Below are 16,140 nucleotides of genomic sequence, written 5' to 3' on the forward strand. Positions count from 1 at the left end.
GCATGACCCCCCGACGCGTTGCGCTCTGTTTTCTGTTCCGGCACACGAAGGCCGGCCGCGAAGTGCTGCTCGGAATGAAGCGCTCCGGATTCGGAACGGGCCGGATCGTTGCGCTTGGCGGCGGGATCGAACCCGGTGAAACTGCGGGAGAAGCAGCGGCCCGGGAGGTTCAGGAGGAATCCGGGATAGTCGTTGACGTGGCGGATCTCCTGGAGCTCGGTCCGGTGCGGTGGCGCTTTCCGGTCAAGCCCGTACTGGACATGGACGCAGTGGTCTTTTCGGCCGACCGCTTCAGCGGTGAGCCGGCCCTCACAGATGAGATCGATCCCTGCTGGTACCCCGTTGGGCAGGTGCCCTGGGACGGCATGTGGGAGGACGCCAGGCACTGGCTCGGTCACGTATTGCGCAGCCAGCGCCTGGACGTCACCGTCACCCTCAATAGCGACAATGAGACGGTGCGGACAGCGGACTTCGCCTAGTCCCCGGCGGACAGGTCCGGTCCGCGGTCAGGAAAGGTGACGTTCCTCCGGACCGTTGTACGCAGCCAGCGGCCGGATCAGTGAGTTCGCTGCGCGCTGCTCCATCACGTGGGCAGTCCACCCGGTGATCCGGGCGGCAATGAAGAGCGGGGTGAACATCTCGGTATCGAAACCCATGAGGTGGTAGACGGGACCGCCGGGGTAGTCGAGGTTCGGCTTGATTCCCTTGGCCTCCTGCATGGCTGTTTCCAGGCCCTCATACAGACCGAGGATTTCCGGCCGCCCGTAGTGCTTGATCATGCCGTCGAGGGCCGCTTTCATGGTGGGTACCCGGGAATCACCGTTCTTGTAGACGCGGTGGCCGAAGCCCATGATCTTCTTCTTCTGGGCCAGGGCCTCGTCCATCCATGCCTTGGCCCGGGCGGTCGCTTCCTCTACGGACTCCTCTTCGCGGATGCCGATTTCCTCGAAGGTATGCATGACGGCCTCGTTGGCACCGCCGTGCAGCGGACCCTTGAGCGCTCCGATAGCCCCGGTCACCGCGGAGTGAAGATCGGCCAACGTGGAGGTGATGACGCGGGCGGTGAACGTTGAGGCGTTGAAGGAGTGCTCTGCATACAGGATCATCGAGATATTGAAGGCCTCGACCACCTCCGGTGCCGCCTCCTCGCCGAAGGTCATCCACAGGAAGTTCGCGGAGTAATCCAGATCGTCACGGGGTTCCACCGGCTCCAGCCCGCGGCGGCGCCGCTGGTCGTAGGCAACGACTGCGGGGAAGGCAGCAAACAGCTCCACCGCTTTCTCCAGTTCGGCCTCCGGAGATGAATCCTCTGCCTTCGGGTGGTTCGCTCCGATCACCGATACAGCGGTACGGCTGACGTCCATCGGGTGGCAGCTGAGCGGCAGCAGGTCGATGGCGGCCCTTATGTTGTCCGCGAGCGTACGGGCTGAGCGTTCCGCGGAGTGGAATTCACGGGCTTCCGCTTCGGTCGGGAGCTCGCCGTGCCAGAGCAGCCAGGCGACGTCCTCGAAGTTCACCGCGGCCGCAAGCTCCTGAACCGGGTACCCCCGGTAGAGCAGCGAATTGGACTCGGGGTTCACCTTCGAAATTGCGGTGGTGTCCGCGGTGACGCCGGCGAGGCCCTTGTAGATCTGCGGTTCGGTCATGCCTTGACTCCTTCGTCTGTAAGTGGTGGGTGCGCTGGGCCCGGCTTAGCGTCCGCCGGGGACCTGGAAGTTGAACACTGAGGTATCGAACTGGTTGTACGCTTCGTAGTCGACGAGCTCGTAGAGTCTGGCGCGGGTCTGCATGGAAGTAACAGCGCCCTGCTGGGTGCCGTCGGCCTTGATCGTTTCCAGCGTACGCTCCGCCGCGCCCATGGCACTACGCAGCAGCGTCACTGGATAGATGACCATGTTGACACCCACGGATTCGAGGTCCGTGATCGAGAAGAGTTCACTCTTTCCGAACTCGGTCATATTCGCGAGGATCGGTACATCGACCGCATTGCGGATCGCCTCAAACTCGATCAGATCCCGCATCGCCTCCGGAAAAATGGCGTCCGCACCGGCGTCAACAAGAGCCTTCGCCCGCTCCTGGGCTGCCTGCAACGTATCGGTGCCGCGAATATCAGTCCTGGCCATCACAAGGAAGTTGGGATCGCGGCGACCATCGGCAGCGGCGCGGATTCGCTTCACGGCAGTGTCAGTGTCCACAACGTTCTTGCCGTCCAGATGGCCGCACCGCTTCGGATTGAACTGATCCTCGATGTGGCAGCCGGCCAGGCCCGCGTTCTCCAGCTCCTGCACCGTCCTGGCGACGTTCATCGGTTCGCCGAAACCGGTGTCCGCGTCCACCAGCGAAGGGAGGTCCGTCATACGCGCTATCTGGCCGGCGCGCGTGGCAACTTCGGTCAGGGTCGTGAGCCCGATATCGGGCAAGCCAAGGTCATTGGCGAGAACAGCTCCGGAGATATAGACGCCATCGAACCCCTTGTCCTCGATCAGGCGGGCGGACAGGGGGTTGAAGGCTCCGGGGAACTGCTGGATGCGGCCGGAGGTCAGGCTTGCGCACAGCACTTCGCGCTTTTTCTCCGGTGTAATGGAGGAGTACAGCACTTAGAACAGCCCCTTCGGTGCTTGTGCGGAAAGGACGCCGACGGCGGCAGTCAGGTTCAGCTGATCCAGCTCACCGGACGCAAGCAGCGGCAGCCGCTGGACAGCGTCGAGGAAGCGGTCGACCTCCGCGTCGTCCACGATTCCGTTTGCGAGGGTGCGGAGTTTGCCGATGTACTGCTCGCGGGCGAAGGGGCGGGCACCCAGCGGGTGGGCATCAGCGACGGCAATCTCATCAGTAATGACGGTTCCGTCGGTGAGAGTGATCTCCACCCTTCCGCCGAACGCCTTCTCGCTGATGTCCAGTGAGTGGTAGCGCCGGGTCCATTCAGCGTCCTCCACCGTGGTGACTTTTCGCCAGAGTTCGACCGTGTCGGCGCGGGAAGCGCGTTCGGGAGTGTAGGAGTCGACGTGGTGCCAGCGCCCGTCCTGCAGTGCAACGGTGAAGATGTAGGGGATCGAGTGGTCGAGCGTCTCACGGGACGCCGTTGGGTCGTACTTTTGCGGGTCATTCGCGCCCGAGCCGATCACGTAGTGGGTGTGGTGCGAGGTGTGGATCCGGACGGCCTCAACCTTCTGCGGGTCGGTGACGTCTGGATGTGCGCTATGGAGCCTGCGTGCCAGGTCAATCCACGCCTGCGCCTGGTACTCGGCGGAGTGCTCCTTCGTGTACGTGTCCAGGATTGCCCGCTTCGATTCGCCCTGGGTGGGCAGCGGAACCTCATAGCGGGCGTCGGGGCCGTCGAGCATCCACGCGATCACGCCGTCCTCACCCTCGTAAATCGGTGTGGGGGAGGTCTGCCCGCGCATGGCCCGGTCCACGGCTTCCACGGCCATCTTGCCCGCGAAGGCCGGCGCGTGGGCCTTCCACGTCGAAATTTCGCCCTTGCGTGACTGGCGCGTTGCCGTCGTCGTATGCAGCGCCTGCCCGACCGACTGGAAGATCGTCTCGACGTCGAGGCCGAGGAGGGTCCCGATCCCTGCAGCCGCGGACGGACCGAGATGCGCAACGTGGTCGATCTTGTGCTTGTGCAGGCAGATCGCCTTCACCAGGTCCACCTGGATCTCGTAGCCGGTGGCGATGCCGCGCAGGAGGTCCGCCCCGCTTGCCCCCGTGTGCTGGGCGACGGCGAGGATCGGCGGGACGTTGTCTCCCGGATGGGAGTAGTCCGCGGCGAGGAAGGTGTCGTGATAGTCGAGTTCGCGTACGGCGACCCCGTTGGCCCAGGCGGCCCACTCAGGCGAAGATTTCCCGTCAATCCCGAAAACCGTTGCGCCGCGTCCGTTGGCCGAGAGGGGGTGGCTCAGCGCCTGGGCGCGGGCAGCCACGATCGGTGCGCGGGAGAGGGACGCAACGGCGACGGACGCGTTGTCGATGATGCGGTTGATCACCATGTCGGTCACGTCGTCGTCGACTCCGACGGGATCGGCAGCCACCTCGGCGATTTTCCAGGCCAGCTGGCCGCTTCGGGGCAGGTTTTCCTCGCTGCGGTGCACTCGGACGGGGTGTAGCTCAACCATGTGGTGTTTCCTCTCGGACGGTTTTCGCGGTGCTGTCTGTTCGGGCGGCCAGCAGGTACTGCAGGCTGTTGTGGAGATGGACCTTGGTGGATGCGACGGCCAGGTCGGTGTTGGCCTGGGCAATGGACCGGGCTATCTGCGCATGTTCGGACGCGGAGGCAGTCAGGCGTGCAACATCGTCCTGGGCGAGCCGGCGCACGCGGCTCAGGTGAGTGCGCAAGTGCCGCTGGGCCTGAAGGAGGTAGGGGTTAGCGGCCGCTGCATCAATTGCGGCGTCGAGCTCGGCGACCAGCTTGTAGTACTCGCGCTGCTCACCGTCAGACTCCTCAATCAGTGAGGACGCCGATTCGAACCGGCGGGTCAGTTCCTGGAACGTGCTTTGTTCCCCGCGCGTCGCAGCGAGGGCAGCCGCCGTGCAGTCCAGGGAGATACGGACATCAAACAGCCCGGTGATCTTCTCAAGGGACACCTCACTGACGATGACGCCGCGTCCCGGCTGAGGAGCCGTCAATCCTTCGGCCGTCAACCGTGACAGGGCCTCCCGCAGCGGTGTTCGGGAGACACCGAGCCGGGCTGACTGCTCGACTTCCGCCAGTACGGTGCCCGGCCCCAGCCGCCACTCGATGATGTCAGCGCGCAGAGCCTGATAGGCGCGGTCACTGGCCCGCATCTGCCTGCTCCATCGCCCGTACCACTGCTCCAATGTATACAGAAAAGGCGCAAGAGACAAGATATCACCGCTCTAGTGCGCATTTTGTATACATCCGGACCTTTCGACGCCTTCGGCTACCGGTTCCAGGTGTACTCAAGTTCGGGGCGACCACGCGTTCCGTAGCGGGGCATCCGACGGGCAGACCCGCCGTCGGCAAGGTGTTCCAGATAGCGCCGCGCGGTCACCCGGGACAGTTCCAGCGAGGACGCAACTTCCACCGCTGACACGGGCGCCGGCGCAGCAGACAGGAAGGAAACGACGGCGCGCAGTGTCTCCTCGGACAGCCCCTTCGGCAGGGTTCCCTGCGACGGCGGACGCAGCGCTGCGAACGCGTTGTCGACTTCCGATTGCGTGGTGGAGGAGGCTTGCGCGTGCAGGTTCTCGCGGAACAGCCGGTAGTTGCCCAGCTTCTCGCTGAATGCCGAATAGGTGAACGGCTTGATCAGGTACTGCACAATTCCGGATGAGATCGCGGAGCGCACCACACCCAGCTCCCGTACCGCTGTGATGGCGATAACGTCCACGCTGCTGCCCGAACCTCGGATCCTGCGGATGATGTCCAGTCCGTGCAGATCGGGCAGATTCATATCGAGCAACACCAGATCGACGACGGCGCCTCCCGCCTCGGTCTGCCGGCGCAGCATCGCAAGCGCCTCGGATCCGGTGCCGGCAATACCAGCGAGGTCAAACCCTTCGAGACGCTTCACGTACAGAGCGTGGGCCTCCGCCGCGATGGGATCGTCCTCCACCACGAGTACCCGGATGGGGTGAGCGGCGGGCCGGTCAGCCACGGGTAGCCTCCCCGTGCGCTCGCGGTCCGGCGGGGTCTGCGCTTTCCGGCGCGCGCGGTCCGGCCGGGAGGCGGACCGTGAAGAGTGCGCCGCCGTCGTTGGTGACGGCAATGGTGCCGCCGAGCCGGTGCACGGCCTGCCGAACCAGTGCCAGCCCGAGACCGCGAGTTCCTGCCGTGCCTTTGGAGCTGGAGCCCAGCGTGAAGATCGTGCCGAGCTGGGCCTCGCTCAAGCCGGGCCCACTGTCGCCGACCTCGATGTCAACAAAGCCGGCGTCATCGCCCGCTGTGAAGATCGAAAGCGAGACGGACCGTTCCGCCGAGGAGGCGGCGGCATCGAACGCGTTGTCCAGCAGGTTGCCGATGATCGTGACGAGGTCCCTCGGATCCATGCCGTGGGTTTCGAGGGTGCCTGCAACATCGATGTCCAGGTGCAGCCCCCGTTCGTTCGCCTGCGCCGCCTTGCCCACCAGGAGCGCGGTGATGAACGGTTCGTCGATGGCGGCCACCACCTCATCGGTGAGCTGCTGCGACTGCTGAAGGTCCCTCGTCGCAAACTCGAGGGCCTCCGTCCCGCGGTCAAGTTCGATGAGGGACACGATGGTGTGCAGACGATTGGCGTGCTCATGGGTTTGCGCCCGAAGCGCTTCGGTCAGGGTACGCATGGTCTGAACTTCGTCCGAGAGGGCCTCCAGCTCGGTGTGGTCGCGGATGGTGGTCACTGTGCCCAGGTGCTTTGTTCCCGACGCCGGGACGGCCGGTTCCTGGTTGACCACCAGCACACGGTCATCGGTGACATGGATTTCGTCCACCGCGCGGCGGCCGCTCGCCAGCAGCTCGCGAATAGAGGGCGAGAGGCCGACGTCGGACGCCGGCTTTGGCTCGCCCGGAACCGACGGCGGCAAGTTCAGCAGCGCTGCGGCCTGGTCGTTGTAGAGCACCAGATCCCCCCGAAGGTTGGTCAGCGCCAGGCCGTCACGCACGGAGTGCAGCACTGAATCGTAAAAAACGAACATGCGCGAGAGCTGTTCGGTGCCAAGGCCAAGCGTTGCCCGGCGAAGGTGGCGGCTCAGCACCAGGGAAACGATTGTTCCGGCGGTGAGCGCACCGGCTGCAATGAGCCAGACGAGCGGCAACTGCGCATTGCGCGCAATGGACACTGTGTCAACGGTGACACCGGCCGAGACCAGGGCGGTGACGGCGTTATCCGGTGTGGTGACGGGGACAATCGCACGGACTGACGGTCCCAGTGTCCCCGTGAACAACTCGACGTGAGGGACTCCGCCAAGCGCCTGCTCAACGGATCCGATGTACTGGCCGCCGATCTCACTGGGGTTTCGGTGGGTGTAGCGGGTGCGGTCGGTGTCCATAATGGTCACGAAATCAACGCCGAGCTCATCCATCACTTCCGCCGCGTAGGGCTGCAGGAGGTCCGAGGGATTCGGGGACTGCACCGCTTCAAGGACAAAGGGATCGTTGGCGAACGTGGTGGCGACTGCGAGCATGCGCGCCGATGCGGAATCGAAGGTGTTGTCCTCCGCATCGAGGTAGAGGACCCAGGAGATGGTCGTGGTCAGCGCGAGGACGAAGACGAGTTGGCCAATGAAGAACTGACGTGCCAGGCTCCAGTTCCTCACTCGGATCACGCTCCTTCCGCCTGCGACGGCGCCCGTTCTTCTGGCAGTTGCCCAGCATTGTCCACGGTCCGGCGAACAGTATGAACGCAATCGTGACCGGCATCACTCTAGCGCTCACGATGGTTAGGAACCGGCCATCGGGCCGCCTACCAGCATAAGGAGTAAATAGCATGGCGAAGATGCCTGCACAGTCTGCCGCTTCGGTCGACAAACCCCGCAAGAAGGTGGATAAGACCCACTTTCTCTACATTGCCGTCATCGTCGCCGTCATCGCCGGCGCAATTCTTGGCCTCGCTGCGCCTGAGGTTGCCAAATCACTCAAGCCCATCGGCACGGCCTTCATCGGTCTGATCAAGATGATGATCGCCCCGATCATCTTCTGCACCATCGTGCTGGGCATCGGGTCCATTGCGAAAGCGGCAACTGTCGGCAAAGTCGGCGGTCTGGCCCTCGGATACTTCATGCTGATGTCCACGTTCGCCCTGGGAATCGGCCTCGTGGTCGGAAATATCGTCAAGCCCGGTGCAGGCCTGGACATTTCCGGCGCCACCTATGAGACAGAGAGCAAGGAAGCTGAGGGAACGGTTGACTTCCTGCTCGGCATCATTCCGGACACCCTGCTGTCCTCGCTGACCGGCACCAGCATCCTCCAGACACTCTTTGTCGCCCTGCTGGTCGGTTTTGCGCTGCAGAAGATGGGAACGGCCGGTAAGCCGATCCTGCGCGGCATCGGCCACATCCAGGCGCTGGTCTTCCGCATCCTCATCATGGTCATGTGGCTCGCACCGATCGGCGCCTTCGGGGCCATTGCCGCCGTCGTCGGCGAAACCGGAGTCCAGGCCATTGTGAGCATGTTCACCCTGATGGCCGCGTTCTACGTCACCTGCATCATATTCATCGTCGTCATCCTCGGCGGTCTCCTCAAGATCGTCACCGGCCTCAACATCTTCAAGCTGATGAAGTACCTGGGCCGCGAGTACCTGCTCATCTTCTCGACCTCGTCCTCGGAAGCAGCACTGCCCCGCCTGATCGCGAAGATGGAGCACCTGGGTGTCTCCAAGCCGGTAGTCGGTGTCACGGTTCCTACCGGTTACTCCTTCAACCTTGACGGCACCGCCATCTACCTGACCATGGCATCGCTGTTCGTTGCCTCCGCCCTCGGTACCCCACTGGCGCTCGGTGAGCAGATCTCGCTGCTGATCTTCATGATCATCGCGTCGAAGGGTGCAGCAGGTGTCACTGGCGCAGGCCTGGCCACCCTGGCAGGCGGCCTGCAGTCGCACCGCCCCGACCTTGTGGACGGCGTCGGCCTTATTGTGGGCATTGACCGCTTCATGTCCGAGGCACGCGCACTGACCAACTTCACCGGCAACGCCGTTGCCACCGTTCTGATCGGTACCTGGACCAAGGAGATCGAGCGCGGTCAGGTGGACGAAGTGCTGGCCGGCCGCTTGCCCTTCGACGAAGCGACCATGACTGCCGGTCACTTCGAAGATGCCAAAGCGGACACCGCCGAGGACGGCGCAGAAACCAAGACCGACATCGCCGAAGCACACATCACCGGCCGCGAAGCGGAAAGGGTCGGCGCCACGCACTGATTCCCCCGCGTTGAATTGTCTGGACACGCCCCTTTTGCAGGCTCATAAGGGGCGTGTCCTGCTGTTTCACTGACCTCCACCGCCAGCAAGCTCTCAAGCTTGAACCTCAAGTTGAGACTCAAGGCTCGCGCACCGCGAACACTACATTTCCACGGCTCCGGAGGGGAGCGGTTGTAACGTGGGGAAGCAAGCGAACAGTAACTTGTTACTGGACAAGCACTAGACGGAAGCGTGGATAGATACGTGAGTAGCGAACAGGGTTCCACAACTCTGAAGGACGCAACCGACTCAGAGATTGGCCCCACCGGACGTCCGGTCACCGAATTTCCCGAACCGCCGGTGCTGGCCTCCCATGGTCCCGCCCGCGTCATCGCCATGGTGAACCAGAAGGGTGGTGTCGGCAAGACCACGTCCACCATCAACCTGGGCGCCGCGCTCGCAGAAGCGGGCCGCCGTGTCCTCCTCGTAGACTTCGATCCGCAGGGTGCGCTCTCCGCGGGCCTCGGCACCAATCCACACGAGCTCGACGTCACCGTCTACAACGTCCTCATGGACCGCAAGGTCAACATCGAGGACGCCATCCAGCGCACCGGCGTAGAGAACATCGACCTCCTCCCCGCGAATATCGACCTCTCCGCCGCCGAGGTGCAGCTGGTCAATGAGGTCGCCCGCGAGCAGGTCCTGGACCGCGCATTGCGCAAGGTCGAGGACAACTACGATGTCATCCTCATCGACTGCCAGCCATCACTCGGTCTCCTGACAGTCAACGCGTTGACCGCGGCGCATGGTGTCATCATTCCGCTCATCTGCGAGTTCTTCGCGTTGCGCGCCGTTGCGCTACTGGTCGAAACCATCGAGAAGGTTCAGGACCGCCTCAATCCGCGACTGCAGGTGGATGGCGTCCTCGCAACCATGTATGACGCGCGGACGCTCCACAGCCGAGAGGTCATCGCCCGTCTCGTGGAAGCCTTCGGAGACAAGGTCTTCGAAACGGTCATCAAGCGCACCATCAAGTTCGCTGATGCCACCGTCGCCGCAGAGCCGATCACCACCTACGCCGGTAACCACTCCGGCGCGGATGCCTACCGCAACCTCGCCCGGGAGCTCATCTCCCGCGGCGGCGCGCCTTAGCAGGCTCCCCGCCTGATGGGGCAGGACGCTCACGACGACGGCGGCGCCCCCCTCGCGCTGCCGGAGCCTGAGAAGGCCGGGCGGTTCGAAGTCCGGCTCGACAACTTCAACGGGCCGTTTGACCTTTTGTTGAGCCTCATCTCCAAGCATGAGCTGAACATCACCGAGATTGCCCTCGCGAAGGTCACCGACGAGTTCATCGGCTACATCCGCGCTTTCAGCGCAGCCGGGGACAGTTTTTCACTGGACGAAGCAAGCGAGTTCCTTGTCATCGCCGCGACCCTCCTGGATCTCAAAGCGGCGCGGTTGCTGCCATCGGGGGAGGTTGAGGACGAGGAGGACATCGCACTGCTCGAGGCCCGTGACCTTCTCTTCGCGCGCCTGCTGCAATACAAGGCATTCAAGGAGATCGCCCGGCAGTTGGGCACGCGCCTCGCCGAAGAGGCCGGACGCTTCCCGCGTGAGGTAGCGCTTGAACCGCGGCTCGCCGCAATGATGCCCGAACTCACCTGGCGAATGTCGCCGTCGGACTTTGCCGCGATCGCCGCGAAAGCGCTGGAGCCCCGCGAACCGGCGCCTACCGAAGTGGGCATTGGTCACCTCCACGCTCCGGCAGTAAGCGTCCGCGAGCAAGCCGACATCATCGGGCACCGCCTGCGGGAGCAGGGAGTACTGTCCTTCCGTCAGCTCACCGCAGACGCGGGCTCACTTGTTGTCGTCGTCGCCCGTTTTCTTGCGCTGCTGGAAATGTTCCGGGATATGGTCATCACCATGGACCAGGCCGCGCCGCTGGGGGAGCTGACTGTCCGGTGGTCGGCGGGGGAGCGGGACTGGTCAGCGGAGCGCATCAGCGAGGAATACGATCAGGACGTGTCGCCGGTTATGGATGAGAACGCAGAAGGAGGAGTCCGTGACCGAGCGAACTGAAACACCTGATGGCACTCGCGGTGAGCCGGGCGAGGGGTCGGTGACTGACGTCGCCTCTTTGCCCGGCGGAGTGCCGGCCGCAGTCGAGGCCGTGCTCCTTGTCGTTGAGGAACCGGTGACGGAGATGCAGTTGGCCACAGCGCTGGAAGTTCCTGTCCAGCAGGTGCAGGAAGCGCTCGCGGAATTGATGGCCGAGTATGACGGCTATACTGGTCAGGGCCCGGAACCCGGACCAACGCGGCGTCGGGGTATTGAGCTCCGAAATGTCGCCGGCGGGTGGCGGTTCTACACGCGCAGCGAGTTCGCTGCCGTCGTCGGACGGTTTGTTCTCGACGGACAGAGTGCGCGGCTTTCGCAGGCAGCTCTGGAAACCCTCGCCGTCATCGCCTACCGGCAACCGGTCTCACGCTCGCGGGTGTCGGCAATCCGCGGGGTGAATGTGGACTCCGTGGTCCGCACCCTTGTTCAACGTGGACTTGTCGCCGATGTTGCTACCGATCCGGAGACCGGCGCGGTGCTCTACGGAACAACACCGCTTTTTCTGGAAAGATTGGGTATTGGCACCGTTGCCGATCTGCCCAAGCTTTCTCCGCACCTGCCCGGTCTCGAAAACCTGCAGGACTTCGATCACACCACGTACTGACGTACAACAGCTAAGGACTTTCAATGACACAGGCGCCCCGCTCCGGATCCGGAAGGAACCGCGACGGCCGTAATCCTGCCTCCGATTCCGGGGGCAAGCCCGCCAGGGACGCCGGTGACGCGAAGCCCGCACGCGCAGGCAGGGGATACGACGGCCCCAAACGCACCGGTGCTCCCAAGAGTGCGGGCGCAGGCGGTTACAAGGGTGCCGGTGCTCCCAAGAGTGGCGGCGCAGGTGGGTACAAGGGTGCGGGTGCTCCGAAGGGCGCGGGCGCAGCCAAGGGTGCTCCGAAAACAGCGCGCAGCGGTCAGCGCGGTGCTTCCGCCGGATCAGCGCCCTTCGGCAAAGAGCGGTTCGGCCGCAACCTCGGCGCAGTGCACCGCCCCCGCCGCCCCAAGGCCCCGCCCGTCGACCGGCTCGATGTGCACAATCCCGACGGCGTCCGCCTGCAGAAGATCATGGCGTCCGCCGGTGTCGCCTCCCGCCGGGTGTGCGAGGACATGATCCGTGACGGCCGCGTCGAGGTTGACGGCACCATCGTGACGGACCTCGGCGTGCGCGTCGATGCATCGACGGCAGCGATCCACGTCGATGGCCTCCGTCTTCAGCTCAACGAGACCATGATGTACTACGCCTTCAACAAGCCCAAGGGTGTCGTCTCCACTATGGAAGACCCTGAAGGCCGCCCCTGCATCAGCGACTTCCTGAAGAACCGCAAGGGCGAGCGTCTCTTTCACATCGGCCGCCTCGACGTCGCAACCGAAGGCCTGCTGCTGCTGACCAACGACGGCGAACTTACCAACCGCCTGACGCATCCGTCCTTCGAGGTGCCCAAGACCTACCTGGTGCAGGTCCGTGGCCCCATGGCCCACGGCATCGGCGCCCAGATGAAGGAAGGCATTGAGCTGGAGGACGGCATCGCCCGGGTTGATTCCTTCAGGCTTGTCGATTCCACTCCCGGGCACGTGCTCGTGGAGGTCGTTCTCCACTCTGGCCGCAACCGCGTGGTGCGCCGCTTGTTCGATGCCATCGGGCACCCGGTCGAGCGTCTGGTCCGCACCCAGTTCGGTCCAATTCGCGTCGGCGACCAGCGTCAGGGCAGCATCCGCGTTCTCGGCCGTCAGGAAGTTGGGCACCTCCTGGCCGCTGTGGAGATGTAGCCGATGACCGTAACAAACGGCGGCACACACCTGTCCGGGCCCGTGCTGATCGTCGGCACCGGGTTGCTCGGCACCAGTATCGGGCTCGGTCTGCGCGCGCGGGGAGTCGATGTTGTCCTGTCGGACATCTCCCCGTCCACCCAGGCCGTGGCGCAGGACATCGGAGCCGGCCGGCCACTTGAGCCGGCTGATGCCGCATTCGCGCCGGAACTCGTGGTTGTTGCGGCGCCGCCGGACGTCACCGGTGCGCTCGTGATTGATGCGCTGGCAGCGTACCCAGCCGCAGTCGTCGTCGATATTGCAAGTGTCAAGGATGCGGTGCTGAAGTCGGTTCTGGAAGCAGCCGACGACGACGCCCTCCTACGCTATGTAGGCACCCACCCGATGGCCGGGCGCGAAAAATCCGGGCCGGTAGCGGCCCGCGCTGAGCTTTTCACGTCCATGCCGTGGGTGATCTGCGCATCCCAGCGCAGTGCGCCGGAAGCGGTACGCACGGCAGAGGCCCTGGCTATCGACCTGGGCGCAGTCGTATCGCGGATGTCTGCCGAGGAACATGACCAGTCAGTTGCGGTTATTTCACACCTGCCGCAGGTCTTGTCGTCCCTCCTGGCGAGCCGGCTGCAGGACACGCCTGCACACGCGCTGTCCCTCGCCGGTAACGGGCTCCGGGACGTGACGCGTATCGCCGCGAGCGACCCCCGGCTGTGGGTCCAGATCCTCTCGGCGAATGCCGGCCGGCTCGTCGAGATTCTCTACGGGGTGCGCGAGGACCTGAACCGGCTGATCGGGACACTCGAAAACCCGGTGGCGGAGGGCGCCCGCCTGGACATGGCACAGCTGATGGCCGAGGGAAACATCGGCCAGGCACGTATTCCAGGCAAGCACGGCACACCGCCGGAAGCCTTTGCCCGGCTTACCGTGCTGGTCGATGACGTTCCAGGGCAGATCGCGCGGTTGCTCACCGACATCGGGGAAACCGGAATCAACCTTGAGGACCTCCGCCTGGAACATTCACCTGAGCGGCAGGTGGGCATGGCCGAGGTCTCCGTGCTGCCCGGCAAGCGGCACGAGCTCACCAATTTCCTGACAAACCGTGGCTGGAAGGTGGTCCAGTGACTGCATCTCTCGCCCACTTCCGATTGGGCAAATCACTTGTCGTGGCCATCGACGGGCCGTCCGGTTCGGGCAAGTCCAGCGTCAGCCGGGAAACTGCCCGACGGCTTCACGCGGCCTACCTCGACACCGGCGCAATGTACCGTGCGGTGACACTTCACTGCCTCGAGAAGGGCGTCGATTTCTCCGACGCCGGCGCGGTGGAACGAGCCTCCCGTGAACTCGATCTGTCCATCAGTACCCGGCCGGATACCGAGTCAGTATTGATCAGCGGAATCGACGTCACGGACGCCATCCGCGAACCGCAGGTTTCGCAGGCCGTCAGCGCCGTCGCGACCACCCTCGGTGCGCGCAGTGAACTGATTCGCCGGCAGCGCCAGATCATTGCCGACTCCCACCACCGCATCGTGGCAGAAGGCAGGGACATCACCACCGTCGTTGCTCCTGACGCGGAGGTACGTATCCTCCTGACCGCCAGCGAGGAGGCGCGGTTGCGGCGGCGCGGGGACCAGCTCGGCGGTACCCAGACAGCGGAGCAACTGAAGCGGCAGGTCCTGGCGCGTGATGCGAAGGACTCCGCAGTGGTGAATTTTCAGCAGGCCGCAAACGGTGTAGTTACCGTTGACTCGTCGGACCTGGATTTTGAGCAGACAGTGGCGGCGGTGCTCGACGTCGTTCGCACTGTCGCCCACCAATAAAACGAAGGATCGCGAAATATGAGCGAGAACCAGACCGGACTTGAGGAAGAGTACGAGCCCACGGGCGAGGACTCCGTAGCCGAACACATCCATGCCCTTGATGATGCGGAGGCTGACCGCCGCGCTGAATCGCTGCGCGCCGGTCTGGAGGACTATGAGCTGGACGAGGAGGACGCAGCCCTCCTCGCGCAGGAGTTGGGCGATTACGACGACGACGCCCCGGTCCGGCTGGATCCGGTCCTTGCGATCGTCGGGCGTCCCAACGTCGGCAAGTCGACCCTCGTGAACCGCATCCTCGGACGCCGAGAAGCAGTCGTGGAAGACACTCCGGGTGTCACGCGTGACCGCGTGATGTACTCGGCCACCTGGAACGGCAACGACTTCACGCTGGTGGACACCGGCGGTTGGGAACATGATGCGCGCGGTATTCACGCTCGCGTCGCCGACCAGGCTGAGGCCGCCGTCGACCTCGCCGATGCCGTGCTGCTTGTTGTGGATGCAACGGTCGGGGCTACCGCCACAGACGAGGCGATCGTGCGGATGCTGCGGCGCAAGAAGAGGCCGGTCATCCTGGTCGCCAATAAGGTCGACGACATCCAGAATGAGGCCGATGCCGCAGCGCTCTGGTCGCTTGGCTTCGGCGAGCCGATGCCGGTTTCCGCGTTGCACGGCCGCGGTACGGCGGACATGCTGGACAGGGCTGTTGAGCTCATGCCGGAGTTTTCCGAGCACGGCGGACTGGAGCGTACCGGGGGCCCGCGCCGCGTTGCGCTGATCGGGCGCCCGAACGTTGGCAAGTCCTCCCTGCTGAACAAATTGGCAGGTACCGAGCGGGTTGTCGTTGACCCGTTGGCCGGCACCACGCGCGATCCCGTGGACGAGATGATCGAGCTCGGTGGCCGCGTGTGGCGGTTCGTCGATACTGCGGGCATCCGCCGGCGCCAGCATATGGCGCAGGGCGCCGATTTCTATGCGTCGCTGCGCACTCAGTCCGCGCTGGAGAAGGCGGAGGTCGCCGTCGTCCTCCTCGCGGTTGATGAGGTGCTCAGTGAGCAGGATGTGCGGATCCTCAATCTGACGATTGAATCCGGCCGTGCGCTGGTGCTCGCGTTCAACAAGTGGGACCTGCTCGACGACGAACGCCGCCGCTACCTGGAACGCGAGATCGAGCAGGACCTGGCGCACGTCGAGTGGGCTCCGCGCGTTAATATCTCGGCGAAGACCGGTTGGCACAAGGACCGTTTGGTGCCTGCGCTTGATCGTGCGCTCGAGTCTTGGGACAAGCGAATTCCGACGGGCAAACTGAATGCGTTCCTTGGTGAGCTCGTGGCAGCCCATCCGCACCCGCTGCGTGGTGGAAAGCAGCCGCGCATTCTGTTTGGGACGCAGGCCTCCTCACGTCCGCCGCGTTTTGTCCTCTTCACTACCGGATTCCTCGATCCCGGGTACCGCCGGTTCATCACACGCCGCCTGCGTGAGACGTTCGGATTCGAGGGGACCCCGATCGAGGTTTCGATGAGGGTCCGGGAGAAGCGCGGCCGCAAGAAGTAGGTGCATCGTCGCCCTGCACCGGTTCGCCGGTCAGGGCAGCGATAGGATAGGATTCTTGAGGTGGT

General features: G+C 64.2%; 15 protein-coding genes. 9 read left to right on the forward strand and 6 right to left on the reverse strand.

Annotated features, from left to right (window positions below):
* Positions 1–2 precede the first annotated feature (2 nt).
* Positions 3–479, forward strand: coding sequence for an 8-oxo-dGTP diphosphatase (locus tag ASH00_RS07675; protein ID WP_056547017.1), 477 nt, complete (start codon positions 3–5; stop codon positions 477–479).
* 27 nt (positions 480–506) lie between these two features.
* Here the strand turns inward: ASH00_RS07675 and ASH00_RS07680 are convergent, their stop codons facing one another.
* The 6 genes from ASH00_RS07680 to ASH00_RS07705 all read right to left on the reverse strand — a co-directional run bounded on the left by ASH00_RS07680 (position 507) and on the right by ASH00_RS07705 (position 7,254).
* A complete protein-coding gene (locus ASH00_RS07680; RefSeq protein ID WP_056547019.1) occupies positions 507–1,646 on the reverse strand; it encodes a bifunctional 2-methylcitrate synthase/citrate synthase in 1,140 nt (379 codons plus the stop codon).
* A 45-nt stretch (positions 1,647–1,691) separates the two neighbouring features.
* The gene (gene prpB / locus ASH00_RS07685; protein ID WP_056547022.1) at positions 1,692–2,597 is read right to left on the reverse strand and encodes a methylisocitrate lyase; all 906 of its coding nucleotides are present in this window, start codon (positions 2,595–2,597) and stop codon (positions 1,692–1,694) included.
* On the reverse strand, positions 2,598–4,115 hold the full coding sequence (locus tag ASH00_RS07690; protein ID WP_056547025.1) for an MmgE/PrpD family protein: 1,518 nt from the start codon (positions 4,113–4,115) through the stop codon (positions 2,598–2,600).
* A complete protein-coding gene (locus ASH00_RS07695; protein WP_056547028.1) occupies positions 4,108–4,785 on the reverse strand; it encodes a GntR family transcriptional regulator in 678 nt (225 codons plus the stop codon). The genes ASH00_RS07690 and ASH00_RS07695 overlap by 8 nt, the downstream gene beginning before the upstream one ends.
* A gap of 116 nt (positions 4,786–4,901) precedes the next feature.
* Positions 4,902–5,618, reverse strand: a complete 717-nt coding sequence (locus ASH00_RS07700) for a response regulator (protein ID WP_200954776.1) — start codon at positions 5,616–5,618, stop codon at positions 4,902–4,904.
* Positions 5,611–7,254, reverse strand: a complete 1,644-nt coding sequence (locus tag ASH00_RS07705) for a sensor histidine kinase (RefSeq protein WP_082565984.1) — start codon at positions 7,252–7,254, stop codon at positions 5,611–5,613. Before ASH00_RS07705 ends, ASH00_RS07700 begins: the two co-directional genes overlap by 8 nt.
* A gap of 170 nt (positions 7,255–7,424) precedes the next feature.
* On the opposite strand from ASH00_RS07705, the gene ASH00_RS07710 reads away from it, so the two are divergent.
* The 8 genes from ASH00_RS07710 (at position 7,425) to der (ending at position 16,075) form a co-directional block, all read left to right on the forward strand.
* Positions 7,425–8,852, forward strand: a complete 1,428-nt coding sequence (locus tag ASH00_RS07710; protein ID WP_056547034.1) for a cation:dicarboxylate symporter family transporter — start codon at positions 7,425–7,427, stop codon at positions 8,850–8,852.
* Positions 8,853–9,095: 243 nt separating this feature from the next.
* Positions 9,096–9,983, forward strand: coding sequence for a ParA family protein (locus tag ASH00_RS07715; protein ID WP_056547036.1), 888 nt, complete (start codon positions 9,096–9,098; stop codon positions 9,981–9,983).
* A 15-nt stretch (positions 9,984–9,998) separates the two neighbouring features.
* On the forward strand, positions 9,999–10,910 hold the full coding sequence (locus ASH00_RS07720) for a segregation and condensation protein A (protein WP_056547038.1): 912 nt from the start codon (positions 9,999–10,001) through the stop codon (positions 10,908–10,910).
* Positions 10,894–11,553 carry an SMC-Scp complex subunit ScpB gene (scpB, locus tag ASH00_RS07725; RefSeq protein ID WP_442854346.1) on the forward strand — a complete coding sequence of 220 codons (660 nt, stop codon included), beginning with the start codon at positions 10,894–10,896 and terminating at the stop codon, positions 11,551–11,553. Before ASH00_RS07720 ends, scpB begins: the two co-directional genes overlap by 17 nt.
* Positions 11,554–11,576: 23 nt before the next feature.
* Entirely contained in the window at positions 11,577–12,713 is a 1,137-nt protein-coding gene (locus ASH00_RS07730) for a pseudouridine synthase (RefSeq protein ID WP_056547041.1), read from the forward strand.
* Between the two features lie 3 nt (positions 12,714–12,716).
* Positions 12,717–13,829: a prephenate dehydrogenase gene (locus tag ASH00_RS07735; protein WP_056547044.1), complete on the forward strand. Its 1,113-nt coding sequence runs from the start codon at positions 12,717–12,719 to the stop codon at positions 13,827–13,829.
* The gene (gene cmk / locus ASH00_RS07740) at positions 13,826–14,524 is read left to right on the forward strand and encodes a (d)CMP kinase (RefSeq protein WP_056547047.1); all 699 of its coding nucleotides are present in this window, start codon (positions 13,826–13,828) and stop codon (positions 14,522–14,524) included. The genes ASH00_RS07735 and cmk overlap by 4 nt, the downstream gene beginning before the upstream one ends.
* Positions 14,525–14,542: 18 nt before the next feature.
* The gene (gene der / locus ASH00_RS07745; RefSeq protein ID WP_056547053.1) at positions 14,543–16,075 is read left to right on the forward strand and encodes a ribosome biogenesis GTPase Der; all 1,533 of its coding nucleotides are present in this window, start codon (positions 14,543–14,545) and stop codon (positions 16,073–16,075) included.
* The last annotated feature ends 65 nt before the right edge of the window (positions 16,076–16,140 follow it).

Source organism: Arthrobacter sp. Soil782, assembly GCF_001428435.1.
GTDB classification, from domain to species: Bacteria; Actinomycetota; Actinomycetes; order Actinomycetales; family Micrococcaceae; genus Arthrobacter_D; species Arthrobacter_D parietis.

What these genes read in the sequence shown, in the direction of transcription:
- ASH00_RS07675 (WP_056547017.1), top strand. Translation starts at nt 3, where the DNA reads ATGACCCCCCGACGCGTTGCGCTCTGTTTTCTGTTCCGGCACACGAAG.
- ASH00_RS07680 (WP_056547019.1), bottom strand. Translation starts at nt 1,646, where the DNA reads ATGACCGAACCGCAGATCTACAAGGGCCTCGCCGGCGTCACCGCGGAC.
- ASH00_RS07690 (WP_056547025.1), bottom strand. Translation starts at nt 4,115, where the DNA reads ATGGTTGAGCTACACCCCGTCCGAGTGCACCGCAGCGAGGAAAACCTG.
- ASH00_RS07695 (WP_056547028.1), bottom strand. Translation starts at nt 4,785, where the DNA reads ATGCGGGCCAGTGACCGCGCCTATCAGGCTCTGCGCGCTGACATCATC.
- ASH00_RS07710 (WP_056547034.1), top strand. Translation starts at nt 7,425, where the DNA reads ATGGCGAAGATGCCTGCACAGTCTGCCGCTTCGGTCGACAAACCCCGC.
- ASH00_RS07720 (WP_056547038.1), top strand. Translation starts at nt 9,999, where the DNA reads ATGGGGCAGGACGCTCACGACGACGGCGGCGCCCCCCTCGCGCTGCCG.
- ASH00_RS07730 (WP_056547041.1), top strand. Translation starts at nt 11,577, where the DNA reads ATGACACAGGCGCCCCGCTCCGGATCCGGAAGGAACCGCGACGGCCGT.
- ASH00_RS07735 (WP_056547044.1), top strand. Translation starts at nt 12,717, where the DNA reads ATGACCGTAACAAACGGCGGCACACACCTGTCCGGGCCCGTGCTGATC.
- der (WP_056547053.1), top strand. Translation starts at nt 14,543, where the DNA reads ATGAGCGAGAACCAGACCGGACTTGAGGAAGAGTACGAGCCCACGGGC.